Below are 23,466 nucleotides of genomic sequence, written 5' to 3'. Positions count from 1 at the left end.
TCCACCACCCACGCATGAAGTGAGCCCCCGGCCATGCCCACACCACAGGAAACGATGGACATGACGACCGCCGGCGACACCGGCCTCCTCGAAACGCTCCAGCACGAGGTGGCGGTCTTCGCCCGTCGCGCCGAACAGACCCGGCTCGGCGGGGTCGGGCAGGTGCGCAATTCGATGGACCGAGCGGCATACCTGCTGCTCAACCGCCTCGACAAGGAAGGCCCGATGGGCGTCAAGGCGCTCGCGTCGAGCATGGGGATCGACTCCTCGACGGTGACCCGGCAGGTCGCCCCGCTCGTCGACACGGGCCTCGTCAAGCGCACCTCTCACCCGGAGGACGGACGTGCGGTGGTGTTGCAGTTGTCGCCGCGCGGTGCGGCCCGGCTGGACGAGGTACGCACGTCCAGGCAGGAATTGATGGCGCAGTTGACGCAGGAGTGGGAACCGCAGGAGCGCGAGCAGTTCTGCGCGCTCCTCGCGCGCTTCAATTCCGCGCTCTCCGCGCGCCACGGCCAGCCGACGCCGCCCGCCGAATCCTGACGGTTTCCGGGCACACCAGTACGGCAAGAGCGGCTCCTGCCTCTTGACCAGGGAGCCGCGCTCGGCCTCATATGAAGGGTGCGAGAACGGCAGGCGTTGCAGGACGCCCGCCGGGCCCGTGAGTTCGAGGCGTTCGTCGCGGGCGCGGCCGGGCGGCTGCTGCGTGCCGCGACACTCCTGACGGGGGAACCGTCGGACGCCAATCCCCGCGCGCGAAAGCTGCTCACGGCCGCACTCGGCCGGACGTATGCCTCCTGGGACCGCCTTCGGGGTGAGGATCCCTACGACTGCGCGCGCAAGGAGCTGGCCGTCCGGTTCGCCCGCGGCGCGTGGCGCAGGCACCGCGCGCTGGGCGGCGCGCTCGGGCAGCTCAGCCCCCAGGAACGTCTCGTCCTCGTGCTGCGGCTCTTCGAAGGCGTCGGCGAGGAGCAGACCGCCTCCCTGCTCGGGCTGCCCGCGGAGCGCGTCCGCTCGGTGCACGCGCGGGCGATGGCCCTCGTCCTGCACCCGCCGCGCGGGCCCGCGCCCGCCGAACTGCGGGGAGCGGCCCCGGCATGAGTCTCCAGGAGCGCAATGAGGCGGCCGTGCGTGCCGTGCTCGACCACGGGCCCGCGCCGGTGGTGCCGGCGGAGCTGTGCGCGGACGCGATGCGCAGGGGCGGCCGGGCGCGCAGGCGGCGCAGGGCCGCGGCGCGGTTGATGTGGTTCGTGCTGGTCGCCGCCGTCGTCGCGTTCGTGGTGTGGGCGACGGTCGAGCGGCCGTGGGTGGAGCCGCCTTCGAAGACGACTCCACAGCTCACCGGCTGGTGACCTACTTCTTGTCGAGCGCCTGCTGGAGGTCGGCGAGCAGGTCGTCGACCGACTCGATGCCCACGGAGAGGCGTACGAGGTCGGCGGGGACCTCCAGGGCGGAGCCCGCGACGGAGGCGTGCGTCATCCGGCCGGGGTGCTCGACGAGGGACTCGACGCCGCCGAGGGACTCGCCGAGCGTGAACAGCTTCGCCCGGTTGCAGACCTCGACGGCCGCCTCCTCGCCGCCCTCGACCCGGAACGACACCATGCCGCCGAAGGCCTTCATCTGCTTCGCCGCGATCTCGTGCCCGGGGTGCTCGGGCAGGCCCGGGTAGAGCACCTTCGTGACCCGCGGGTGGCGGGAGAGCATGTCGGCGACGCGGGTCGCGTTCTCGCTGTGCCGGTCCATGCGCACGGGCAGCGTCTTGATGCCGCGCAGCACCAGCCAGGCGTCGAAGGGCCCGGCGATGGCGCCCATGGCGTTCTGGTGGAACGTGAGCTCGTCGGCGAGGGCGTCGTCGTTGACGATCAGCGCGCCGCCGACGACGTCGGAGTGGCCGCCCATGTACTTGGTCATCGAGTGCACGACGACGTCGGCGCCGAGAGCGAGCGGCTGCTGGAGGTAGGGGCTCGCGAAGGTGTTGTCGACGACGAGCTTCGCCCCGGACTCGCGGGCGACCTGGGCGACGGCCGCGATGTCGGTGATGCCGAGCAGCGGGTTGGAGGGCGTCTCCACCCACACGGCCTTGGTCAGCGGGGTGATCGCGGCGCGCACCGACTCGACGTCGCTGGTGTCGGCCACCGAGAACTCGACGCCCCACCGCGTCACGACCTTCGCGAACAGCCGGAACGTGCCGCCGTACGCGTCGTTCGGGATGACCACGTGGTCGCCGGGGCTCAGCAGCGTGCGCAGCAGGCAGTCCTCGGCGGCGAGCCCGGAGGCGAAGGCGAGCCCGCGCCGGCCGCCTTCGAGGGCGGCGAGGTTCTCTTCGAGTGCGGTACGGGTCGGGTTGGCGCTGCGGCTGTACTCGTAGCCGCCGCGCAGGCCGCCCACGCCGTCCTGCTTGTACGTGGAGACCTGGTAGATCGGCGGGACGACGGCGCCGGTGACGGGGTCGGCCGTGTTGCCGGCGTGGATGGCGGTGGTCTCGAAGCCGCGCGGGGTGCTGCCGCTGTGGCTGTGCGTGTCGCTCATGGCGCCCGAGCGTAGGCGTTCGGGAGCGCGCAGGTGGGGCGCAGCGCGCTTTTGCCGCCACCGCTGTCGGGAACCCGGTGTCGGACCGGCGCGTTAGCGTTGTTGATATGGGAATTCTCTGGGGGCTGATGGCCGCGGTCATGATCGGGCTCGTGGTGTCGCAGTTGATGCGGCGCCGCGGCGGGATTCGTCAGGTCGCGCCCGGGTCTCCCGACGCCGCGGACCCGGCGGACTACGGGTTCATGCTCCAGGAGGACCTGGACGTGCGGCTGCCGGGCCCCGACCAGGACCTGCTCGACGTGATGGCGGTCGTGCAGCGCAATCAGGACTTCACGGCCGCCTCCCAGCTGCTCGCCGGGACCGGCAAGGAGACCGAGACCCGCTGGGAGCGGGTGCAGGCGATCGCCGGTGCGGCCGCCCTCGAGGCCCAGCAGACGCCGCGGCTCGGCGCCGGTTGGCTGCACGCGTGGCGCTCGCAGGCGCCGAAGGACGCGGGCGGGGCGCAGGTCTTCGCCGAGTTCCTGGTGCAGCAGGCGTGGCGCGGCGGCGGCACCCCGGACGAGCAGCGGATCGTTCTCGAAGAGGCCCGCAACGCCTGTGACCAGGCGGCCCTGTTGGCCCCCGGCGACCCCGTCCCGCACATCACGCACCTCGCCGTCGCGCGCGGACTCGGCTATTCGCAGGCCGAGTTCGAGCAGCTGTGGCTGAAGATCCTCGACACGGCGCCGGGACACATGGGCGCGCATCTGGCCGGTCTTCGGTACTGGACGGAGAAGTGGCACGGCTCGCGCGAGCAGGCCTTCTCGTTCGCGGAGGCCGCCGCCGCTCGTGCGCCGCGCGGTTCGCTGCTCGCGGCGCTTCCGCTGTTCGCGCTGTACGAGCACGTGCCCGATGTGAACCTGGTGCGCGGCTTCTACGAGAGCGAGGTCGTCACGAAGGCGCTGCACGGCGCGCTGTACGCGGTGCACTCCGCGCGCCCGGACGACCCGATGCTCGCGCACGTCCGGCATCTGCTGGTGTTCTTCCTGGTGCGCAGCGAGCGCTGGTCCGAGGCGATGCAGCAGCTGGTGCACGTGGACGGGCACGTGGGGGCGATCCCGTGGACCGCCGAGCCGGACCCGGCCGCGTCGTACGCGGTGTACCGGGCGCTCGCCGTCGCGGGGTACGAGGCGAACGGCGGGAGCCCGGCGACGCTTCGGCATTGACCGGGTGCCGTTCCTACGTCTCGGGGCTCCGCCCCGGACCCCGCGCCTCAAACGCCGGCGGGGCTTGATCTGGCCACGCGGACGATGGCGGCACGGGAACATCCGTCCAATACGGCGAGGAGTTCCCGCCGCATGCTCGGTTCGTGGCAGCCAGTAGGCAACGGGAGGCGGGCAGCGTCATGGCGGAGCTCTACGCAGAAGACGTCCACGTGGAGGTGAGCGGGCCCTCGCAGGCGCCCGCCGTGCTGCTGATCCACGGCAGCGCGGGGTCCCTCGAGCACTGGGACCCGGTGGTTCCGGCGCTCGCGGAGGCGTTCCGGGTGATCCGGGTGGATCTGCCGGGGTGCGGGCGGTCTCCGTCGCCGAAGAGCGGCGGGTTCGGGGTGCCGGAGCAAGCGGGCCGGATCGAGGGCGTGCTCGACCGGCTAGGGGTGGGGCGGGTGACCGTCGTCGGCCATTCGTCGGGGTGCATGGTGGCGACGGCCCTGGCCGAACGGCGGCCCGGGGTGGTGACGGCCGTGGTCCTCATCGCGATGGGCCCCGACCTGAACGCACAGACGGCCGAACTCCCGCTGGTGCGGCTGCTGTTGGCCCCGGTCGTGGGACCGCTGCTGTGGCGGCTGCGGTCACCGGACGCGCTGCGCAAGGCCGCGAGCGCGTCGGCCACACGGCCCGTCGAGATCCCCGACTCGTACGTCGAGGCCACGCTGGCCATGACGCACCGCTCCTTCGTCGGGACGATGCGCGGCAACCGGGAGTACCTGGCGCAGCGCCCCCTCCCGGACCGCCACGCCCCGCTGGGGCTGCCGCTGCTCGTCCTCTTCGGCGCCGAGGACCGCCGCTGGCGCCCCTCCTCGGCCCAGACGTACCGCGCCGTGCCGGGGGCCCGGATCGAACTGTTGCCTGGCGTGGGGCACCTGGTCATGCTGGAAGCACCGGAGGAGACCGGGGCGCTGCTGCGGGAGTTCATCGCGGCGGCCACGGCCGGCACCAGCTAGGGGACCGCATGCCTCGACCCTCGTGGGACATCGCCGTACCGGCCGGGCCCGGGCGGCTCGCGGGGCTGCGCATGGCCGGATTCAGCGACCGGGCGACGGAGCTGCGGAACCTGCAACTGATCCCGCACCCTTCGGTCACCGTGGCCCTCAATCTCGGCGACACCGCCCTGTCCATGCACGACGGGACGGGCAGCCGTACCTGCGAGCGGACGGTCGTCGGCCTCGCTCCCGACGCCGTACGGGCGGCGGGCGACCGGGGCTTCGCCTGTCTGCAGCTGCGGCTCTCGCCCGCGCTCGCGCACGCGGTGCTCGGCGCGCCGGGCGGCCCGTACGGGGAGCCGGTCGACCTCGACGAACTGTGGGGGCGGGCCGCCGCCGAGCGGTTCCAGGACCTCCTGCGCGCGGCCGGATCCTGGCCGGAGCGGTTCGCGATCGCCGAGCGGGAGCTCGCCCTGAGGACGCGGGAGGGACGCGTCCCCGACCCTGAAGTCGCCCATGCCTGGCGGCGGTTGGCGGCCGACCACGGTCTCGTACGGGTCGACCGCCTCGCCCGCGAGACCGGCTGGAGCCGCAAGCGGCTGTGGTCCCGGTTCCGCGACCAGGTCGGCCTCACGCCGCAGCACGCCGCCCGCCTCGTCCGCTTCGACCGTGCCGCCCACCGGCTCGCCGCGGGCGAACCGCCGTCCCGCGTCGCCGCGGAGAGCGGCTACGCCGACCAGTCCCATCTGCACCGGGACGTCCGGGCGTTCACCGGGGCGACGCCCGCGACGGTCGCGGGGACCCCGTTCCTGGCGGTGGACGACGTGGCGTGGGCGAGCGACGGCAGCTGACCCGGACACATCAACCGCCGATGCCACGTCCGACATCTCGAACGCCCTTCGATTTCTCGTACCGATCTGCGTCGGAATTCTTGACCCACCTGCCACAGAACTCTTCACTGACACACATGCCGCCCACCAGAAACCACCAATACCCGCTGTCCACGGCCGCCTTGACGCGACGTCATCTGCTGGTCGCCGGTTCCCTCGCCCTCGCGGCGGTCGCGCTGCCCGCCCCCGCCGCGCATGCGCGGGCCCGGGAAGGGACGTACGAGGGCTACCTCTTCGTCTACTTCACCGGCGAGGGCTCCGCGAACGGCGAGCAGATCCACATGGCGCTCAGCCGCGGCGACGACCCGGTGCGGTTCCGGGAGCTGAACGGCGCCGCCCCCGTGCTCACCTCCGGCATCGGCGACAAGGGCGTGCGCGACCCCTTCGTCATCCGCTCCCCCGAAGGCGACCGCTTCTTCCTCATCGCCACCGACCTGAAGATCAACGGCGGGCCCGGCTGGGACTACGTGCAGCGGCACGGCAGCCGGTCGATCATCGTGTGGGAGTCGACCGACCTCGTGACCTGGGACGGCCCCCGGTCCGTGCGGGTGTCGCCGGAGACCGCGGGCAACACCTGGGCCCCGGAGGCGTACTGGAGCGAGGAACTCGGCGAGTACGTCGTGTTCTGGGCGTCGAAGCTGTACGCCGAGAGCGACCCGGAGCACACCGCGGACACGTACAACCGGATGCTGTACGCCACGACGAAGGACTTCCGGACCTTCAGCGAGGCCAAGGTGTGGAACGACCCCGGCTACTCCGTCATCGACTCGACGGTCATCGCGCACGACGGGACGTACTACCGCTTCACGAAGGACGAGCGGTCGGCGTCGCAGTCGCCGTACGGGAAGTTCATCCTGGAGGAGAAGGCGACCGACCTGCTCGACACCGACTGGGACACGGTCGCCGAGGGCATCGGCATGGGCTCGATGGCGCAGGGCGAGGGGCCGCTGGTCTTCAAGTCCAACACCGGGTCGAAGTGGTATCTGTTCATCGACGACTACACCGGCAGCGGCTACATCCCGTTCGTCTCCGACGACCTCGCGGCCGGGAAGTGGACCGAGGTCGAGCGACGTCGGCTGCCCGCCGCGCCGCGGCACGGGACCGTACTCCCGGTCACCGCGGCCGAGTTCGAGCGGATCCAGAAGAAGTGGGGCGTCGCGCCGATGCTCGCCGACAAGCACGGGCTCGTCGCGCACTGGCCGCTGACCACCGACGCCAAGGACGCCTCGGGGCACGGCCACCACGGCACGGCCTCCGGTGACGCCGCCTGGTCGGACGGGGCGCTGGTGCTCGGCGGCGCCGGCGGGCACGTGAAGCTGCCCGACGACCTGCTCGCCGGGCTCGACGCGGGCACCGTCACCGCCGACGTATGGGTGGACGCGGACCAGGCGACGCCGTACTTCCTGTACGGGTTCGGGAACACGGCCGCCTCGACCGGGTCCGGCAACGGCTACCTGTTCGCCACCGGCGGCGGCGCCGACTCGGGGTTCCGCGCCGGGCTCTCCGACGGCGACTGGAAGCGCGAGGAGGAGGCGAACGCGGGCACCGGCCTGCCGCGCGGGCGCTGGGCCAACGTCGCGTTCACCGTCGACGGCACCACCTCGCGCCTCTACCTGGACGGCGCGGAAGTGGCGACGAACACCACCGCGGACCTCACGCCCGGCGACATCGGCGGCGGCCGCACCACCGCCAACCACCTTGGCCGCTCCCAGTACTCCGCGGATCACACCCTCAAGGGCCGGCTGCGCGACGTACGGCTCTACAACCGCGCCCTGTCCGCCGACGACATCGCCGCGCTGCCGTCCAACGCGACCCGGATCCGCGCGGTCGGGCTCGACGCGCTGAAGGTGCCCGCGGTCGTCGAGGGCGAGGGCGGGACGGTGGTCCTGCCCGTCGAGCCGGAGACCCAACTACGCGCCCTGAAGCCGGAGTTCACGCTCGCGCCCGGCGCCCGGATCAGCCCGGCGAGCGGCAGGCGCGTGGACCTGCGCTCCCCCGTCACATACACGGTCACCTCGGCCCGGGGCGAGAAGCGGGCCTGGAAGGTGTCGGCGGTCGAGATGCGCACGCCGGTGCTGCCGAAGTTCCACGCCGACCCGAACATCGCGGCGTTCGGCGGCAGGTACTACCTGTACTGCACGACCGACGGGTTCGCGGGCTGGGGCGGTACGACGTTCAGCGTCTGGTCGTCGAAGAACCTGGTCGACTGGACCGACCACGGCGTGATCCTCGACCTGGGCAAGGACGTGAGCTGGGCCGAGTCCCGCGCCTGGGCACCGACGATCGCCGAGAAGGACGGCCGGTACTTCTTCTACTACTGCGCCGAGGCGAAGATCGGCGTCGCGACGGCCGACTCCCCCACGGGCCCGTTCAAGGACAGCGGCAAGGCGCTGATCAGCGCCAACCCGGACGGCGCGGGGCAACCCATCGACCCCGCCGCGTTCACCGACGACGACGGGCAGACGTACCTGTACTGGGGCAACGGGTCGGCGTGGGTGGTGCCGCTCAACGCCGACATGGTGTCCTTCGACTCCGCGAAGGTGCGGCAGATCAAGGGGCTCGCGGACTTCCGGGAGGGCCTGTTCGTCGTCAAGCGCAATGGCGTCTACCACCTCACGTACTCCATCGACGACACCCGCAGCGAGAACTACCGCGTCGGGTACGCCACCTCCGACTCCCCGTACGGGCCGTTCACCAACCGCGGTGTCGTCCTGGAGAAGGACCCCGCGCAGGGCATCCTCGGCACCGGCCACAACTCGCTGCTCCAGGTGCCGGGGACGGACGACTGGTACATCGCCTACCACCGCTTCGCGCTCCCCGACGGCGACGGCACCCACCGCGAGACCACCCTCGACCGGGTCTCGTTCGGCGCGGACGGGCTGCTGCGGCCCGTCACTCCGACGCTGACGGGGGTGCGGCCGCGGCGGATTCCCTGAGCCGCGCCGCGGTGCGCGACGCGTCGTACGTCTCCGGGACGCCCTCCAGGATCACCAGGCTGCCCGGCAGGTGGTCGGTGCGCAGCGGCAGGATCTCCTGGTAGGCGGGCGACGCGTACCAGGCGTGGGCCGCCGCGAGGTCGGGGAACTCGACCATCACGATGTCGCCGACCGGCTCGCCCTCCATCCACTCCCCCTTCTTGCCGTGCGACAGGAAGCGGCCGCCGTACGGGGCGAAGGTGGACTGGACGCGTTCGATGTACGTGAGGACGTCGGGGTGCGGGGCACCGGGCGTGGTGCCGAGTACGGCGATCGCGTAGGCGGTCATGAAAGGGCCCTCCCTCGGGTCCGGCGGGATCTGGTGGGTACAGGTCAGATCCTGCCGGGGCCCGGGGAGGGCGGCCATGACCTCTCAGGTCATGAAAGTGCTGCGGGCGCTCAGATCGTCGCCGCGTCGATCACGAAGCGGTAGCGCACGTCCGAGCCGAGGACCCGCTCGTACGCCTCGTTGACCTGGCTCGCCTCGATCAGCTCGATCTCGGCGCCGAGGCCGTGCTCGGCGCAGAAGTCGAGCATCTCCTGGGTCTCGGCGATGCCGCCGATCATGGAGCCGGCGAGCACCTTGTTGCCGCCGATGAGGGAGAACAGGTTGAGGGAGATCGGCTCCTCGGGGGCGCCGACGTTCACCAGCGCGCCGCCCGTCTTGAGCAGGCCCAGGTAGGCACCGAAGTCGACCTGCGCGGAGACCGTGGAGAGGATCACGTCGAAGGTGCCCGCGAGCTCTTCAAAGGTCTTCGGGTCGCTCGTCGCGTAGTAGTGGTCGGCGCCCAGCTTCAGGCCGTCGTCCTTCTTGCGCAGCGACTGCGAGAGGACGGTGACCTCCGCGCCGAGCGCGTGCGCGATCTTGACGCCCATGTGGCCGAGGCCGCCGAGACCGACGACCGCGACCTTCTTGCCGGGGCCCGCACCCCAGTGCTTCAGCGGGGAGTACGTGGTGATGCCGGCGCAGAGCAGCGGCGCGGCCACGTCGAGCGCGAGGCCCTCGGGGATGCCGACGACGAAGCCCTCGGTGACGACGACCTTCTGCGAGTAGCCGCCGTAGGTCGGCTCGCCGTCCTTGCCGACGGCGTTGTACGTCTGGACGTTGCCCTGGACGCAGTGCTGCTCGAACCCGGTCCTGCAGGGCTCGCACTCGCCGCAGGAGTCGACCATGCAGCCGACGCCGACGCGGTCACCGACCTTGAACTTGGTGACACCGGAACCGACGGCCTCCACGACACCGGCGATCTCGTGGCCCGGGACCATCGGGAAGATGGCCTCGCCCCAGCCCTCGCGGGCCTGGTGGATGTCGGAGTGACAGATTCCGGCGAACTTGATGTCGATCAGCACGTCGTGCTCGCCGACGGTGCGGCGCTCGATGGTGGTGCGCTCCAGCGGGGCCTTGGCGCTGGGGGCGGCGTATGCGGCAACAGTCGTGGTCATGTCCTCAAGCCTGCTACCGGCCCGGCCGGATCACCAAAGAATACGCAGGTCACCGCTTTGCGTACGTCCAGTGGTCCTACTACTGGCGGGGTCAGGCTCCCGGTCCTACGACCGGGAATACTGGACAGCATGGACGAGAACGATGCGGCCGGGGAAACCGCGGCGGACCGCCCGGACCAGCTGGACCGGCGCGCCGAGCTGAGCGAGTTCCTGCGCACCCGGCGGGCCCGGCTCAAGCCCGAGGACGTGGGCCTCGCCTCGGCGGGGCGGCACCGGCGGGTGCCGGGCCTGCGGCGCGAGGAGCTGGCGCAGCTCGCCGGGGTCTCCGTGGCGTACTACACCCGCCTGGAGCAGGGCAACGGGCGCAATGTGTCGGCGGAGGTGCTCGACGCCATCGCGCGCGCCCTGCGGCTCAGCGACACCGAGCACGCCCACCTCGTGCACCTGGCGAGGCCGACGCGGCAGCGCCGCAAGTCGCCGGCGCCGAAGCGGCAGCAGCAGGTGCGGCCCGCGCTGCGCCATCTGCTCGACGCGATGGAGGGCGTGCCCGCGTACATCGGCGGGCCGCGCTCGGACATCCTCGCCTGGAACCGGATGGCGGCGGCGCTGTTCGGCGACTGGGGGCAGCTGCCGCGCGTCGAGCGGAACTGGGCGCGGCTGACCTTCCTCAACCCGGACTACCGGGAGCTGTTCGTCGACTGGGACTCCAAGGCGACCGACATGGTCAGCTATCTGCGCCTGTACGCGGGCCGGAACCCCGAGGACCCGGAACTGTCCGCCCTGGTCGGTGAACTCTCCGTCAAGAGCGAGGAGTTCAGGCGGCTGTGGGCCACGCACGACGTGAAGGAGAAGGGCCACGGCGTGAAGCGGATGCGGCATCCGTTGGTGGGCGATCTGACCCTCGCGTACGAGACGTTGCACTTGCCGGACGACGACGGGCAGTTCTTGTCCGTGTATCACGCGGAGGCAGGGTCCGCGTCGGCGGAGGCGTTGCGCCTGCTGGCGAGTTGGGGTGTGGACGACTCGTTGCGGGCGAAGTTGTAGACGTCGCGGGGCGCTGCCCCGGCCCCCGCGCCTCAATCGCCGGCGGGGCTTGATCCGTACGGCGGTGCCGCTCCCCACGTCCAGTGCGGCACCGGTTGTTCCGCCGGGCGTTCGGCGCCCGGGGACGAGAAGTGGACCGCCAGGCGCGTCCCCCACTCGATGTACGCCAGGAACGCCGAGCGGAATTCCGCGTCCGTCGGGAGGGCCGCCTCGTCGGCCGCGTCCTGGATGAGGTTGACCCAGCGGCGGCGCTGCGGCTCCGTGACGGCCTTGCCGATGTGCATCGCGACCATGTGACTGTGGCCGCCGAGTCGGTCGGAGTAGGCGGGCGGGCCGCCGAAGACCTCGCCGAGCCACAGGGCGACGTGTTCCGCGTGCTCCGCCGGGAGGTCGGCGAAGAGCGGGCCGAGGAGGTCGTCCTTGACCACCTTCTCGTAGAAGACCGTGGTGAGGCGGTCGAACGCCTCGGCGCCGCCCGCCCATTGATAGAGCGTCGGCTCCGCCGAACCCGTGCCGCGCACCGTCGTCGGCGCGTAGTGGCGCATCTCGTCGATGTACCCGACGTAGGGGCGGATCTCCGTGAGGAACACCGGGAAGAGGTCGGAGGCGCGGAAGCCCTTCAGGTGGTCCTCGGTCGACGTCCACACGATGCGCAGGATGTAGTGCTCGAAGTCCTCTTCGCAGCGGGTGAGTTCGTACGAGACGCAGTGCTCCGAGGCCGCGAGCTGCCGCGCCGCGCGGGTGTACGCGGCGAGGAACTCGGCGGAGCGGTCCTCGGGGATGCGGTAGCGGATGTACTCGATGGTGCGCTGGGATCGAGTCGTCATGCGCTCCAGCCAAGCACCGGCGCTCCGCTGTGGCCAGCACCGGTGTTGCGGTCGCGGGGCTCCGCCCCGGAACCCCGCGGCCTCTCGTCCAAAGAGCGGGCTTGATTACCTCACCGTCACCGGCCGGTCCTCCCTGAGCTCCGCGAACAACCGGTTCGCCTTCTGCTTGTCCCAGAGGATGGCGCTGCCCTTGGACGTCGCGAGGCCCAACGTGCCGACGGGGACGCCGAGTTGCCTGCCCTGGCCCGACGACACCCCCTGCATCGCCTTGAAGAGCCGGGTCAGCTCCGGGACCCCGGTCGACTTGTCGACGATGAGCGTGTCCAGGCCCGCGCCCGCGGTGCCGTACATGGTGGACGGGTTCATCAGCACCCCCGGCGACGAGGCCTTCTTGGCCAGCGCGGAGAGGAACTTCTGCTGGTTGCGGGAGCGGCCGAGGTCGCCCTCCTTCTCCTGGTGGCGCTGGCGCACGAAGCCGAGCGCCTCGCGGCCGGTCAGGTTGTGGCAGCCCTTGGCCAGGTCGAGCCCCGACTTGTCGTCGACGATGCGCCGGTCGACGCACATCGGCACGCCGCCGACCGCGTCGACGATGCCGACGAACCCGGCGAAGCCGATCTCCGTGTAGTGGTTGATCCGCAGCCCGGTGTTCGCCTCGATCGCGCGGACCAGGAGTTCGGGGCCGCCGAGCGAGAACGCCGCGTTGAGCTTGTTCTTCGCCGGCTTGTGGTGGACGCCGGTCTTCGGGTCGACGTACGGCGGGATGGTGACCCAGGAGTCGCGCGGCAGGCTGGTGAGCGTGGTGCCGTGGGCGCCGGTGTGCAGCACCATCATCGAGTCGGTGCGGCGGCCCTCGGAGCCCAGCTCGGAGCCGGTGTGCAGGTTCTTGGTCTGCTGCTCGCTGAGGCCCTCGCGGCTGTCGGAGCCGACGATCAGATAGTTCGTGCCCTTGCCCGCGGCGGCCCGGCTCGGCAGCGACGCCAGGTCGACCTCCCCGTCGAGCCGGGTGCCCGCCCACACGTACGTCCCCGCGCCCGCGAGCACCGCGAGGAGCACCAGCAGGCAGAGACCGCGCACCACGAGCCCGAACTTGCCGCGCCGCCGCTTGCGCTTGGGCTCGCGCTCGCTGCGCTTGTAACTGCCGTCGGCCCGCCCGCCGGGCCGGTTGGCCGGCACCGGGTCGAACGGGTGGTGCTCGACCTCGTACTCGTCGTACGGATAGGGCGTCGGGGTGTGTGCGCTGGGGTTCAGGGTCGTCACCTCGCGACCGGCAGGTCCGGCCGATCGGCCGGCCTGACGATGTGCTGGGCCGCCGCGGCGGCCGTTCCGGAACGGTGCATGCGCTGCCACTTCAACCGGCTGCCGCCCACGAAGGCCACCACGGACTGGATGACCACGAGGTACATCAACTGCCGGTACACGAACAGCTGGAAGGGCAGTGACCAGAGCGTGCGCCTGCGCTCTCCGTCGAGCTTCAGAGCGTACGCCGCGACGGCCATCTGGAGGGCGAGGAAGCCCACCCAGGCCACCACGGACGTGGTCGTGTCGCCGGCGAACACGGCGCTGTAGAACATGAAGACGTCGATCATCGGGGCGAGGAGCGGCAGCACGACCTGGAAGAGGAACAGGTAGGACAGGCCGCGCCGCCCGAAGCGGCCCGCGGGCCCGACCTCCAGGACCGCGCCCCGGTGCTTCCACATCGCCTGCAGCGTGCCGTAGCACCAGCGGTAGCGCTGACGCCACAACTGCCGCAGGGACGTGGGGACTTCGGTCCAGGCGACGGCCGTCTCCTCGTACACGACCCGCCAGCCGGCCCGCCACAGCGCCATCGTGAGGTCGGTGTCCTCGGCGAGGGTGTCCTCGCTCAGGCCGCCGACGCCCATCAGCGCGTCGAGCCGGAAGGCGCCGATCGCGCCGGGCACGGTCGTCATGCACTCCAGGACCTCGAACATCCGGCGGTCCAGGTTGAACCCGAAGACGTACTCCAGGTGCTGCCAACGGCCGAGGAGGCGCTTGCGGTTGCCGACCTTGGTGTTGCCGCTGACCGCGCCGACGGCCGGGTGGGCCAGCGGCTGGATCAGGCGCTGGATCGCGTCGGCCTCGAAGACGGTGTCCGAGTCGATCATCACGACGTACGGGCAACGGGTGTACTTCAGGCCGTGGTTGAGGGCCGCCGCCTTGCCCGAGTTGGGCTGGCACAGCACCTGCACACGCGGGTCCCGGGCCGCGTACTCGCTCGCGATCTGCACCGTGCGGTCGCTCGACCCGTCGTCGATGACGATGATCTGCATCGGCTGGTGGGTGGAGGCGAGCAGCGAGCGCAGCGTCGCGCCGATCCCCGCCTCCTCGTTGTACGCGGGTACGAGCACGGTCACCGGATCGCGGATCTCGCGCAGCCAGGGCGAGCCGGGGCGGAACCGCTCGAGGCGTCGGACGTGCGCGCGGGCGAACAGCACGAGCACGAGCAGGCGCAGCACACCGAGCCCCGCGGCCGCGAGGAGCACCCACGAGATGGCCGAGACGAAGCTGCGGCCGAGGGTCTGGAACCAGATCAGGCCCTGCCCGAGCCAGCGCACGGGCGCGGCCACCTCTGATGTCGCCTGCCGGTCGGTCTGCGCGCCCTCGGTGATGGTGGCGAAGCTCTTGGCCTGCGGGTTCGCGAGCAGCTTCTGCGTCTCGCGGTAGCCGAGCGAGGTCTGGCTGAGCTGGCGCACCAGGCCGTCCCGCACCCGCTGCCCGGAGTGGTCGGCCGCGACCAGGGTGTAGCCGGCGGCGGACGCGGCCTGGGCCGCGGGCCACTCGCCGCCGCACATGGTGGCGACGGTGGTGGTCATCGGCATCCGCAGGAGAGTGGTGTGGAAGCCGCCGCTGCCCGCGAACGCGCTCTGGGTGAGCCCCAGTTCGAGCCTTTTGCGCACCGTGGACGAGCTGCCCATGTCGGCGCCCGTGTAGGTGTTGGAGCCGATGTCGTGGCCCTCGTCCTTGATCCGCTCGACCAGCTTCGGATACTGCGCGGCCTTGGCGCCGTTGAGGAAGAACGTGGCGTGCGCGTGGTGCTTCTTGAGCAGCGCGAGCAGCTTCGGCGTCGCCTTCGGGTAGGGGCCGCCGTCATAGGTGAGCGCGACGGTGCCGGGCGGCATCGAGGCGCTGTGCACCCGTCCGCCGTCGATGGACAGCACCGGGCCCGCGCCGGAGGCCGACTCCGGCACGGGCTGCGTGCAGGCAGGCTTCGTCTTGGCGCCGTCCACCTCGTTCTGGGTCCAGCCCTGGAAGAGGAGCGCGCCGAGCAGCACCGGCAGGGTGAGGGCGAGCAGCAGCCAGTGCGCCCGCGGATCCCTCGCTTGTTTGTGCCGTGCCCCCATCAGGCGTCGGCGCCGGCGTCGCCGCCCGGCCGGTCCCGGTCCCGGTCCCGGCGAAGCGACCACATTAGGTGCCCGTTCTCCACGTTCCACTCACACATGGGAGGCGAGTGTATTGATGTGACCTTCTGAGAATTGGGGCATTGGCAAACATCTGGGACCGGAGTGCCAAGTGACAAACGGCACACCTTCCGTTTCGAGCACAACCCTTTGCTCGAAACGTGTTCACCTCGACGACACCTGTGGGTGTCCGGGTCAGGCGGCCGAGGCGTTCTCGGTGACCGTGATCCGCCCCTTGCTGATCGTCGCGAGGCGGGGCGCCCTGCGGGCGATCGCGGAGTCGTGGGTGACCATCACGAAGGTCAGCCCGTGCTCCTTCCAGCGCTCCTCCAGTACGTCCATGATCTCGTCGCGCATCGACTCGTCGAGGTTGCCCGTGGGCTCGTCGGCGAGCAGCACCTTCGGGTTCTTCACCAGGGCCCGCGCGATGGCGACGCGCTGCTGCTGGCCGCCGGACAGCTCCGCCGGCAGATGCCGCAGCCGCTCGCCGAGCCCCACGGACCGCAGCGCCTGTCCGGCCCGCTCCCGCCGCTCGGCGCTCTTGAGCCCGAGCGGTACGAGGGCCGTCTCGACGTTCTCCAGCGCGCTGAGCGTCGGGACGAGGTTGAAGGACTGGAAGACGAAGCCGATGGACTCGGCGCGGACCTTGGTGAGCCGGGCCTCCGGCAGCGTCGCGAGGTCGACCCCGTCGAGCTCCACGCTGCCCGCCGTGGGCCGGTCGAGCCCGCCGAGCATCTGGAGCAGGGTCGACTTGCCGCCGCCGGTCGGCCCCTGGATGACGAGCCGGTCGCCGTCGCCGATGGTCAGGTCGACGCCCGCGAGCGCGTCGACGGTGTCCTTGCCGCGCCGGTACCTCTTGGTGACGCCGGTGAGCTGATACATGGTGCAACTCCTGTGCTACGTAAGGTGATGGGCGGGACCGCTGGTGCTACGCGACGCGGCGCAGCGCGTCCGCCGGTCGCAGCCGCGAGGCCCGCCAGCCGCCGAAGGCGCCGGCGATCAGCCCGCCCGCGACGGCGAGGCCGACCGCGAGGGCGATGGTGGTCGCGGAGACGGGCGCGCTGAGCGCGATGTCGAGGGTCTTCGCGCCTCCCCCGGCCGCCTGGCGCATCCCGCCGCCGAAGCCGCCGCCACCGGGACCGCCGCCCATGCCGCCACCGCCGCCCGCGCCGCCGCCGAGCTGCGCGGAGAGCGTGGGGCTGATCGCGGTCACGGCGTACGCGCCCGCGAGCCCGACCGCGATGCCGAGGACGCCGCCGATCAGCCCGTTGACGACCGCCTCGCCGACGACCTGCCGGGTCACCCGGCCCGAGGTCCAGCCGAGCGCCTTGAGCGTGCCGAACTCCCGGACCCGCCGGGACACGGCCGAGGACGTGAGCAGCCCCGCCACCAGGAAGGCGGCGACGAGCACCGCGATCGACAGCCACTTGCCGACGTTCGAGGCCAGGTTGGAGGCGGTCGACAGGGAGCCGGAGACGGTGTCGGCGAGATCGGCGGACGTGGTGACGGTGGTGCCGTCGATGTTCTTCTGGATGGCCGCCTTCACGGCGTCGATCCGCTGCGAGTCGGTCGCCTTGACGTAGACCGTCGTCACCTTGGACTTGGCGTCCGCGAGCGTCTGGGCCCGCTTCAGCGGCACGTAGACATTGGCGGCCGCGTCCCCGCTGTCGGCGGTCGCGACGCCGATGACCTGGTACTTGTCGCCCTTGACCGTGAGCTTGTCGCCGACGGCGAGCTTCTTCTCCTTCGCGTACGAGGAGTCGACGACGGCGACCTTCGCGTTCGTCTCTGAGGTCGTGAAGCTCCGCCCCTTGGTGATCTTCGAGGAGGTCAGCGGGCCGAGCTTCTGCTGGGTGACGTCGGTGCCGTAGACGGAGAAGGAGTTGACGTCGAAGTTGGCGCCGCCGCCCTGGACGCGGCCCTGTGGCTGACCGCCCTCGCCACCCTGTCCGCCGCCGTTCTGGCCGCCCGGACCACCCTGCGCACCGCTGCTCTCGTCCTGCTTGAACTGGCCGCGCGTGAACTGGCCGCTGACCTTCATCACCTGCAGGCTGAGCCCGCCCACCGTGTCGGCGACGCCCTTCTGGTCGGCGACCTTGGAGACGGTGGAGTCGGCGAGGGTCTGGAAGCCCTGCACCATCACGCGGTCGCTGGACTGCTCCTTGTCACCGGAGTCGCTGTCCTTGGCGTCGAAGTCGAACCTCGGGCGGCCCGTGTCGTCGCCCGCCTTCGGCGCGCTCGCGGCCTTGGTGACGGTCATGTCCGTGCCCAGGCCGTACAGCGACTGCAGGACCTTGTCCTGCGCCTGGGTCATCCCGGCGGACACCGAGCCGACCACGATGACGAGCGCGATCCCGAGCGCGAGCCCGGAGGCGACGACGAGCGCCGCTTTTCTGCGGCGGCGCAGCTCACGCCGGAGATAGGTGAAGAACATCGAAGCCTCGCCGATGACGGCCCGTGCGAAGGGGCGTTTGGTCAGGAATCAGCGGGAGCCGGAGCGTCGGTGACGCTCCGGCTCCCGCTGCGGCGAAACGGTATGGCGGTGTTGTAAGGGTTGCGTGAGGCCGTCATGAGAACGCCATGAGACCCCCACCGGGGGCGAGCCGGTCCGTTACGCGGCGGACCCGGCCTTCCACTGCGACCAGCTCAGGTTCCAGCCGTTCAGACCGTTGTCCGGCTGGACCGTCTTGTCGCCGGTGTTCTTCACGATGACGACGTCGCCGACCATCGAGTTGTTGTAGAACCAGGCGCCCGGGGTGCTGTTGTCATTGGCGCCCTTGGCGTCCTGGAGGCCGACGCAGCCGTGGCTGGTGTTCGCGCCACCGAAGATCGACTTGGCGCCCCAGTAGTTGCCGTGGATGAACGTGCCGGAGTTCGACAGGCGCATCGCGTGCGGCACGTCCTTGATGTCGTACTCGCCCTTGCCGTCGTCGTCCGTGAAGCCGACCGTCGCACCGTTCATCCGGGTCTCCTTGAACTTCTCGGAGATCACCATCTGACCCTCGTACGTCTTGTTGTCGGGGGAGCCCGCGGAGATCGGGATGGTCTTGACGGTCTTCCCGTCCCGCGTGACGGTCATCATCTTGGTCTTCGCGTCGACCGTGGAGACCTGGTCGCGGCCGATCTTGAACGAGACCGTCTTCTGCTGCACGCCGGTCACGCCGTTCGCACCCTCGACGCCGTCCAGGTCGAGCTTCATCGTGACCGTGGAGCCGCCCTTCCAGTAGTCCTCGGGGCGGAAGTCGAGCCGGGTGTCGTTGAACCAGTGGCCGACGACCTCCTGGCCGCTGCTGGAGCTCACGGTGATGTGCTTCTGGACGTCGGCCTTGTTGCTGATCGCCTTGTCGAAGTTGATCGACACGGGCATGCCGACGCCGACCGTCGAGCCGTCCTCCGGCGTGAAGTTGCCGATGAAGCTGTTGGCCGGGGACACCGTCGTGAACTGCGAGTTCTCGTGGGCCGCGCGGCCGTCGGAGTCCTTCGCCTCGGCGGCGATCTTGTACGTCGTCGCCCGCTCCAGCTGGTTCGTGGGCTTCCAGCTCTTCTTGTCGGCGGAGATCTGTCCTTCGACCTTCGTGCCGTCGGCCGTGGTCATGGCGACATCGGTGAGCGTGCCCTTGCTCACGGTGACCTTCGCGGCACTGTTGATGCTCGCGTTGTCGGAGCCGTCCTTCGGCGCGATCTTGATGTCGGCCTCGGAGGTCTTCTTGGCCGCGGCCTCGTCGGCCTGCGCCTGCGACTCCTTCTTGCCCGAGCCGCCGCCCTCGTCGCCGCCGCCACAGGCCGTCAGCACGAGCACACCGCCGAGCAGAGCGGACGCGGCCATCAGACCCTTGCGCCGCTTACCGTCCGTTATCACACGCTTCTCCATAGTCGCCGAATTTCCCGACTTCGCCGAATGCACCTGCTGTCGGCCGCCCCGAGCCCGGTCGACAGCAGGCCCAAGAGGACACAGCAGTCCCCTCGTATCCCACTCAACGTCGTGACCGGTTCGTCCCGTTCCCGAAGAACCGCCGGTGTGGGCAAGACCACGTCAGGCACTCCCTCACCAGGGACGACAAAACCCCGGGCAGCGGTTGCCGCCCAGGGTTCCCGATTCGAGGACCGCTACACGCCGTCTTCCGCTTCCCCCTCCTCATCATCCTCGCCGAGGTCCCAGTCCGGCGAGTCGGGGTCGTAGTCGACCGCCTCGCTGGACCAGGAGGCCTGCACGAGCTCCGCCCCCGGCACGTCGGCGACCAGATCGAACGGGTCCACGAGGTACGCGACCGCCTCCGCCTCGTCCTCCTCCACGGCGCTCACGGCCTGCGCCCGCTCCTCGGGCCCGGTCTCCTCGTCCTCCGCGACGCGCTGCAGCGCGGCCCCGGTCAGCGCCTCCGCGTCGGAGACCTCCAGGACCAATTCCACCTTGAGGCGAACAAAACGTGACGTGTCATCAGTGCTCATGGGCGGAGCGTACGACCCATCCGCCCCGTGACTTTCCTGTGACCCGCGTCTTTAACTAACATCAGCACACACGGCCAATTCGCCAGCGCCACAAGGGGGATCGCTTCCGTGTCTGCCGCACGTCGATCACTGTTCACCGCCACTGCCGCCGCGGCGCTCCTCGGTGCGCTGTGGTTCGTTCCCACAGCGACGGCGACCCCCGAGCATGTCACCCATGCGGACCAGCAGCGCACCGCCACGGCGGTCACCGAGCAGTCCGACCGCCAACTCCGCCTGGCCGACACGGGCCAGGTGGACACGACGCCGTACGTGATCGGCGGCTCGGCCTTCCTCGGCCTGGGCGTCGGCTTCGTGACGTACTCGGTGCGCCGGGGCCGGGCGTACGAGGCGTAGCCGCAACTGCCGCGGCCCGGGCGGCACTTAGCTTTCGGTCCGCTTGTCGGGCTCCAGGCCCCTGATGCGCCGCCGCTCCCCCTCGCCCGGGGCCGGCGGCGAGTCCGCGAGGCGGACCACCGGGTCGGCGAGGCCGCCGTCGCGCCCCGCCACCACGGGCTTCGCCGCACGCAGCGCCTTCGCCTTGTACTGCGCGGCGTCCGCGAGCCGGAAGAGCCGGCGCGCGCTGCTCACCTCGCCGATCGGGTCCCCGGTCGACGCGATGCCGCACGCGACGCCGTCGCCGTGGTCCAACTCGGCGGCCCGTGAACAGATCTCGTCGCCGACCCGGACCACCTCGTCGGCCGAGGGCCCCACGGCGACGAGCGAGAACTCGTCGCCGCCGAGCCGCGCCGCGAGGGCTCCCGGCAGCATCGCCCCGCAGAGCGAGAGCACCGAGCCGAACCGTTCGAGGAGCCGGTCGCCCGCCGCGTGCCCGTAGGTGTCGTTGACCCGCTTCAGGCCGTTGAGGTCGCAGACGACGAGGCTGACCACGGAGCCGTCGGCGCGGTGCCGCTCCACGGCCTCGTCGAGGCGTATGTCGACCGCGCGCCGGTTGGCGAGGCCGGTCAGGGCGTCGGTGAAGGCGAGCCTGCGGGCCTCCTCCAGGCGCTCGGTCTGCGCGATGCCGGCCGCGACGACCGCCGCGAGGACCGTGGCGAAGTCGGCGTCGAAGCGGCCGAACACGTCGGCGCCCGTCGGCCGCGCCACGTACAGCTCGCCCCACGCCCGCCCGTGCAGCACGATCGGCGCGACGACGCAGCAGCCGCGGCCCCTGCGGCGCAGCGCGGCGACCCGCTGGTGGCAGTAGCCGGCCCGGTCCACGGGGCCCTCGGCCGTCTCGACCCAGGCGTCCGGCTCGCCGCCCTTGGCCCACCGCTCGTGCAGGAACTCGGTGATCTCGGGGAACTGGTGCACGGGGTATCCCTCCCCCTCGGGGAACTCCTCCTCGCCCTCGGCCAGCTCCCCGACGTTGACCAGCACCCGCAGCCGGCCGCGCTCGCGCTCCCACACGGAGAGCGCGGCGAAGCTCCCGGACAGCGCGCGGCAGGCGCCGAGCGCCGCCGCGCGCCAGGAGTCCCGCGGGCTGCGCGCGGCGGCCATGCCCTGCGCGAGCTCCACCACGGCGCGTAGCCGAACGTCCTCACCCATCACTCCAGAGTAAGGAGTTTTCAGACATTTCGGTGAATTCGGTGCGCCAACCCGGGGCTCACGACCAGCCAGGCATTACGTAGAGTAATCAAACGGTCCGTCGGTGCGACCGCTCCCCGTCACTCGCCGGGCCACCGCGGACTGCGCTTCTCGTTGAACGCCGCCACGCCCTCGGCCCGGTCCCCTGAGAACGCCACGGACCGCCACGCCGCGTCCTCCACCTCCAGGCCCGCCCGCATGTCGAGGCCGTGCCCGAGCCGCAGCGCCTTCTTCGACGCGCGCAGGCCGACCGGCGAGTTGACGGCGATCCGCGCGGCGAGCCCGAGCGCCTCCGCGCGGTCCGCGCCCGCCTCCACGACCTGGTCCACGAGCCCGAGCTCCCCGGCCTCCGCGGCCCGCACCCGGCGCGCCGTGAAGATCAGCTCGGCGGCCCGCGCGGCCCCTACGCGGCGCGGAAGCAACTGCGTACCGCCGCCGCCGGGGATCACGCCGACGGACACCTCGGGGAGGCCCACGACGGCCGTCCCGTCGGCCACGATCAGATCGCAGGCGAGCGCCAGCTCGAAGCCGCCGCCGAGCGCGAAGCCGTGCACGGCCGCGATCGTCGGCATCGGCAGCTCGAGGACGCCCGTGTACGCGGCGCGGGTCACGGGCCGCTGGCGCAGCAGATCCGCGTCGGAGAAGGAGTTGCGCTCCTTGAGGTCGGCGCCGACACAGAAGGCGCGCTCGGCGCTGGAGGTGAGGACGACGACGCGGACGTCCCGGTCGGCCGTCAGCGCGTCGCACGCGGCGGTGATCGAGCGGGCCATGTCGCTCGACACCGCGTTCATGGCCTTCGGCCGGTCGAGCACCAGCTCGGCGACCGTCCCGCTCTCGTGGCGGCGCACCGCCACGAACTCCCCGAACCGCCGCTCGTCACTCATGACACACCCTTCCGGTTAACGCCAGTTAACCGCCAAGGTTGTCAGGTGCGCCTGGTCAGCGTCCAGGGCTCCACGACGCCGAGGCCGCGCACGGGCCGCTGCCACATGGGCTGCAGCGCGAACCGGTAGGTGGGCGGCTCCTCGCCGTCCTCCTTCGCCTGCTGCGCCTCGGCCGCGGCCTCCGCCTCGGAGGTGGGCGTCTCCCCGATCCTGATCAGTTCCTCGGCGAAGGCGCCGTCCACCAGGACGTTGTCCCGGGGCGCTATCGACGTGAGGCGGCTCGCGAGGTTCACGGTCGAGCCGAAGACATCGCCCATGCGGGTCGTGACCGTGCCGAAGGCGAGGCCGACGCGCAGCTCCGGCATGGTCTCGTCGTTGCTCATCGTCTCGATCAGGCGCAGCGCGATCTCGCTCGCGATGCCCGCGTCGTCGGCCGCGTACAGGACCTCGTCGCCGAGGGTCTTGATGAGCCGGCCGCCGTGCGCCGCGACAAGGTCGGCGGCGGTGGTCTCGAAGGCCTCGACGAGCTCGCCGAGCTCCTCCTCCTCCATGCGGCGGGTGAGCCGCGTGAACCCGACGAGGTCGGCGAAGCCGACGGCGAGCCGCCGGTCGACCATCTCCTCGTCGTCACCGGCCTGCACGACGCGGCCTGTCGCCGCGGCGAGCTGGCGCCGCCACACGTAGACGAGGAACTCCTCCAGCTCGGGCAGGAGCAGCTCCATGAGCGGGTACGTGACCTCGGTGCGGGTCATGCCGGGTTCCGGGGGCTCGGTGAGGCCCTCCAGGAACGAGTCGATCTGCCACTCGGCGAGGCGCGCGGTGGTCTGCCCGGTGGACCGGGCGACCTGTACGGCCATCGCCTCGCTGAGCAGTCCCGCCTCGACGAGACCGGCGAGGCGCCGCAGCGCGAGCACGTCCGCCTCGGTCAGGGCCTTGGCCTGGCCGATGTCGGCGAAGCCCATGGCCCGCCAGAACCGGGAGGCCAGTTCCATGGAGACGCCGGCGCTGCGCGCCGCCTGGAACGGGGTGTATCTGCGCTCGGCCCCGAGGATGAGCCCTTCGAGCCGCAGAGCGAGGGGATCCTCGGCCTCTGCCTCTTCTGGTTCCGCTCCTTCCGGCTTCTCGGGGTCGGTGGGAGAGCCCGTGCCGGAGCCCGAGTCGTCGACGGTCACGCCTGCTGCCCTTCCGATCTGCCGCGGTCAGGTATCGA

Annotated in this window: 22 protein-coding genes; 9 read left to right on the top strand and 13 right to left on the bottom strand. The window is 71.3% G+C overall.

Going from position 1 to position 23,466, the window contains the following annotated elements; genetic code table 11:
- The first annotated feature begins 54 nt into the window (after nucleotides 1–54).
- The 3 genes from ACZ7L4_RS22725 (at nucleotide 55) to ACZ7L4_RS22715 (ending at nucleotide 1,349) form a co-directional block, all read left to right on the top strand.
- The gene (locus ACZ7L4_RS22725; protein ID WP_450815688.1) at nucleotides 55–540 is read left to right on the top strand and encodes a MarR family winged helix-turn-helix transcriptional regulator; all 486 of its coding nucleotides are present in this window, start codon (nucleotides 55–57) and stop codon (nucleotides 538–540) included.
- A gap of 78 nt (nucleotides 541–618) precedes the next feature.
- The gene (locus ACZ7L4_RS22720; protein WP_472105001.1) at nucleotides 619–1,098 is read left to right on the top strand and encodes a sigma factor-like helix-turn-helix DNA-binding protein; all 480 of its coding nucleotides are present in this window, start codon (nucleotides 619–621) and stop codon (nucleotides 1,096–1,098) included.
- Nucleotides 1,095–1,349, top strand: coding sequence for a hypothetical protein (locus tag ACZ7L4_RS22715; RefSeq protein ID WP_472104999.1), 255 nt, complete (start codon nucleotides 1,095–1,097; stop codon nucleotides 1,347–1,349). Before ACZ7L4_RS22720 ends, ACZ7L4_RS22715 begins: the two co-directional genes overlap by 4 nt.
- A gap of 1 nt (nucleotide 1,350) precedes the next feature.
- Here the strand turns inward: ACZ7L4_RS22715 and ACZ7L4_RS22710 are convergent, their stop codons facing one another.
- Entirely contained in the window at nucleotides 1,351–2,526 is a 1,176-nt protein-coding gene (locus tag ACZ7L4_RS22710; protein ID WP_472104997.1) for a cystathionine gamma-synthase, read from the bottom strand.
- A gap of 107 nt (nucleotides 2,527–2,633) precedes the next feature.
- Here ACZ7L4_RS22710 and ACZ7L4_RS22705 point away from each other — a divergent pair, with 107 nt between their 5' ends.
- The 4 genes from ACZ7L4_RS22705 to ACZ7L4_RS22690 all read left to right on the top strand — a co-directional run bounded on the left by ACZ7L4_RS22705 (nucleotide 2,634) and on the right by ACZ7L4_RS22690 (nucleotide 8,534).
- Complete coding sequence (locus ACZ7L4_RS22705; RefSeq protein WP_472104996.1) at nucleotides 2,634–3,731, top strand: hypothetical protein; 1,098 nt, start codon at nucleotides 2,634–2,636, stop codon at nucleotides 3,729–3,731.
- Nucleotides 3,732–3,874: 143 nt separating this feature from the next.
- Nucleotides 3,875–4,729, top strand: a complete 855-nt coding sequence (locus tag ACZ7L4_RS22700; protein WP_472104994.1) for an alpha/beta fold hydrolase — start codon at nucleotides 3,875–3,877, stop codon at nucleotides 4,727–4,729.
- A gap of 8 nt (nucleotides 4,730–4,737) precedes the next feature.
- Nucleotides 4,738–5,559 carry a helix-turn-helix domain-containing protein gene (locus ACZ7L4_RS22695; RefSeq protein WP_472104992.1) on the top strand — a complete coding sequence of 274 codons (822 nt, stop codon included), beginning with the start codon at nucleotides 4,738–4,740 and terminating at the stop codon, nucleotides 5,557–5,559.
- Nucleotides 5,560–5,675: 116 nt separating this feature from the next.
- Nucleotides 5,676–8,534, top strand: a complete 2,859-nt coding sequence (locus ACZ7L4_RS22690; RefSeq protein WP_472104990.1) for a family 43 glycosylhydrolase — start codon at nucleotides 5,676–5,678, stop codon at nucleotides 8,532–8,534.
- Here ACZ7L4_RS22690 and ACZ7L4_RS22685 read toward each other — a convergent pair.
- Together ACZ7L4_RS22685 and ACZ7L4_RS22680 are read right to left on the bottom strand one after the other, a co-directional pair.
- On the bottom strand, nucleotides 8,491–8,862 hold the full coding sequence (locus tag ACZ7L4_RS22685) for a DUF1330 domain-containing protein (RefSeq protein ID WP_472104988.1): 372 nt from the start codon (nucleotides 8,860–8,862) through the stop codon (nucleotides 8,491–8,493). The genes ACZ7L4_RS22690 and ACZ7L4_RS22685 overlap by 44 nt on opposite strands.
- A 110-nt stretch (nucleotides 8,863–8,972) precedes the next feature.
- Entirely contained in the window at nucleotides 8,973–10,016 is a 1,044-nt protein-coding gene (locus ACZ7L4_RS22680; RefSeq protein WP_472104986.1) for an NAD(P)-dependent alcohol dehydrogenase, read from the bottom strand.
- Between the two features lie 129 nt (nucleotides 10,017–10,145).
- Between ACZ7L4_RS22680 and ACZ7L4_RS22675 the strand changes: the two genes are divergently transcribed.
- Complete coding sequence (locus ACZ7L4_RS22675) at nucleotides 10,146–11,060, top strand: helix-turn-helix domain-containing protein (RefSeq protein WP_472104984.1); 915 nt, start codon at nucleotides 10,146–10,148, stop codon at nucleotides 11,058–11,060.
- Between the two features lie 32 nt (nucleotides 11,061–11,092).
- Here ACZ7L4_RS22675 and ACZ7L4_RS22670 read toward each other — a convergent pair whose 3' ends face one another.
- From ACZ7L4_RS22670 to ACZ7L4_RS22640, 7 genes are all read right to left on the bottom strand, one after another.
- Nucleotides 11,093–11,887, bottom strand: coding sequence for a globin domain-containing protein (locus ACZ7L4_RS22670; RefSeq protein ID WP_472104982.1), 795 nt, complete (start codon nucleotides 11,885–11,887; stop codon nucleotides 11,093–11,095).
- 105 nt (nucleotides 11,888–11,992) lie between these two features.
- Nucleotides 11,993–13,144 carry an LCP family protein gene (locus ACZ7L4_RS22665; protein WP_472104981.1) on the bottom strand — a complete coding sequence of 384 codons (1,152 nt, stop codon included), beginning with the start codon at nucleotides 13,142–13,144 and terminating at the stop codon, nucleotides 11,993–11,995.
- Nucleotides 13,141–15,246, bottom strand: coding sequence for a bifunctional polysaccharide deacetylase/glycosyltransferase family 2 protein (locus tag ACZ7L4_RS22660; protein ID WP_472104979.1), 2,106 nt, complete (start codon nucleotides 15,244–15,246; stop codon nucleotides 13,141–13,143). The genes ACZ7L4_RS22665 and ACZ7L4_RS22660 overlap by 4 nt, the downstream gene beginning before the upstream one ends.
- A gap of 252 nt (nucleotides 15,247–15,498) precedes the next feature.
- A complete protein-coding gene (locus ACZ7L4_RS22655) occupies nucleotides 15,499–16,185 on the bottom strand; it encodes an ABC transporter ATP-binding protein (RefSeq protein ID WP_472104977.1) in 687 nt (228 codons plus the stop codon).
- A gap of 46 nt (nucleotides 16,186–16,231) precedes the next feature.
- Entirely contained in the window at nucleotides 16,232–17,737 is a 1,506-nt protein-coding gene (locus ACZ7L4_RS22650) for an ABC transporter permease (protein ID WP_472104975.1), read from the bottom strand.
- 177 nt (nucleotides 17,738–17,914) lie between these two features.
- Nucleotides 17,915–19,174 carry a L,D-transpeptidase gene (locus ACZ7L4_RS22645; RefSeq protein WP_472104974.1) on the bottom strand — a complete coding sequence of 420 codons (1,260 nt, stop codon included), beginning with the start codon at nucleotides 19,172–19,174 and terminating at the stop codon, nucleotides 17,915–17,917.
- A gap of 236 nt (nucleotides 19,175–19,410) precedes the next feature.
- Entirely contained in the window at nucleotides 19,411–19,749 is a 339-nt protein-coding gene (locus ACZ7L4_RS22640) for a hypothetical protein (RefSeq protein WP_450815674.1), read from the bottom strand.
- Nucleotides 19,750–19,857: 108 nt separating this feature from the next.
- Between ACZ7L4_RS22640 and ACZ7L4_RS22635 the strand changes: the two genes are divergently transcribed.
- A complete protein-coding gene (locus tag ACZ7L4_RS22635) occupies nucleotides 19,858–20,142 on the top strand; it encodes a hypothetical protein (RefSeq protein WP_472104972.1) in 285 nt (94 codons plus the stop codon).
- A gap of 27 nt (nucleotides 20,143–20,169) precedes the next feature.
- On the opposite strand, the gene ACZ7L4_RS22630 is transcribed toward ACZ7L4_RS22635, so the two are convergent.
- From ACZ7L4_RS22630 to ACZ7L4_RS22620, 3 genes are all read right to left on the bottom strand, one after another.
- On the bottom strand, nucleotides 20,170–21,333 hold the full coding sequence (locus ACZ7L4_RS22630; protein ID WP_472104970.1) for a GGDEF domain-containing protein: 1,164 nt from the start codon (nucleotides 21,331–21,333) through the stop codon (nucleotides 20,170–20,172).
- Between the two features lie 119 nt (nucleotides 21,334–21,452).
- Nucleotides 21,453–22,256, bottom strand: coding sequence for an enoyl-CoA hydratase/isomerase family protein (locus ACZ7L4_RS22625; protein WP_472104969.1), 804 nt, complete (start codon nucleotides 22,254–22,256; stop codon nucleotides 21,453–21,455).
- Nucleotides 22,257–22,297: 41 nt separating this feature from the next.
- The gene (locus tag ACZ7L4_RS22620) at nucleotides 22,298–23,428 is read right to left on the bottom strand and encodes an adenylate/guanylate cyclase domain-containing protein (protein WP_472104967.1); all 1,131 of its coding nucleotides are present in this window, start codon (nucleotides 23,426–23,428) and stop codon (nucleotides 22,298–22,300) included.
- Nucleotides 23,429–23,466: the final 38 nt, after the last annotated feature.

This window comes from Streptomyces sp. NPDC107575, from assembly GCF_055657265.1.
The sequence above is the reverse complement of the archived record's forward strand: the minus strand, read 5'-3'. Positions and strand labels throughout refer to the sequence as shown.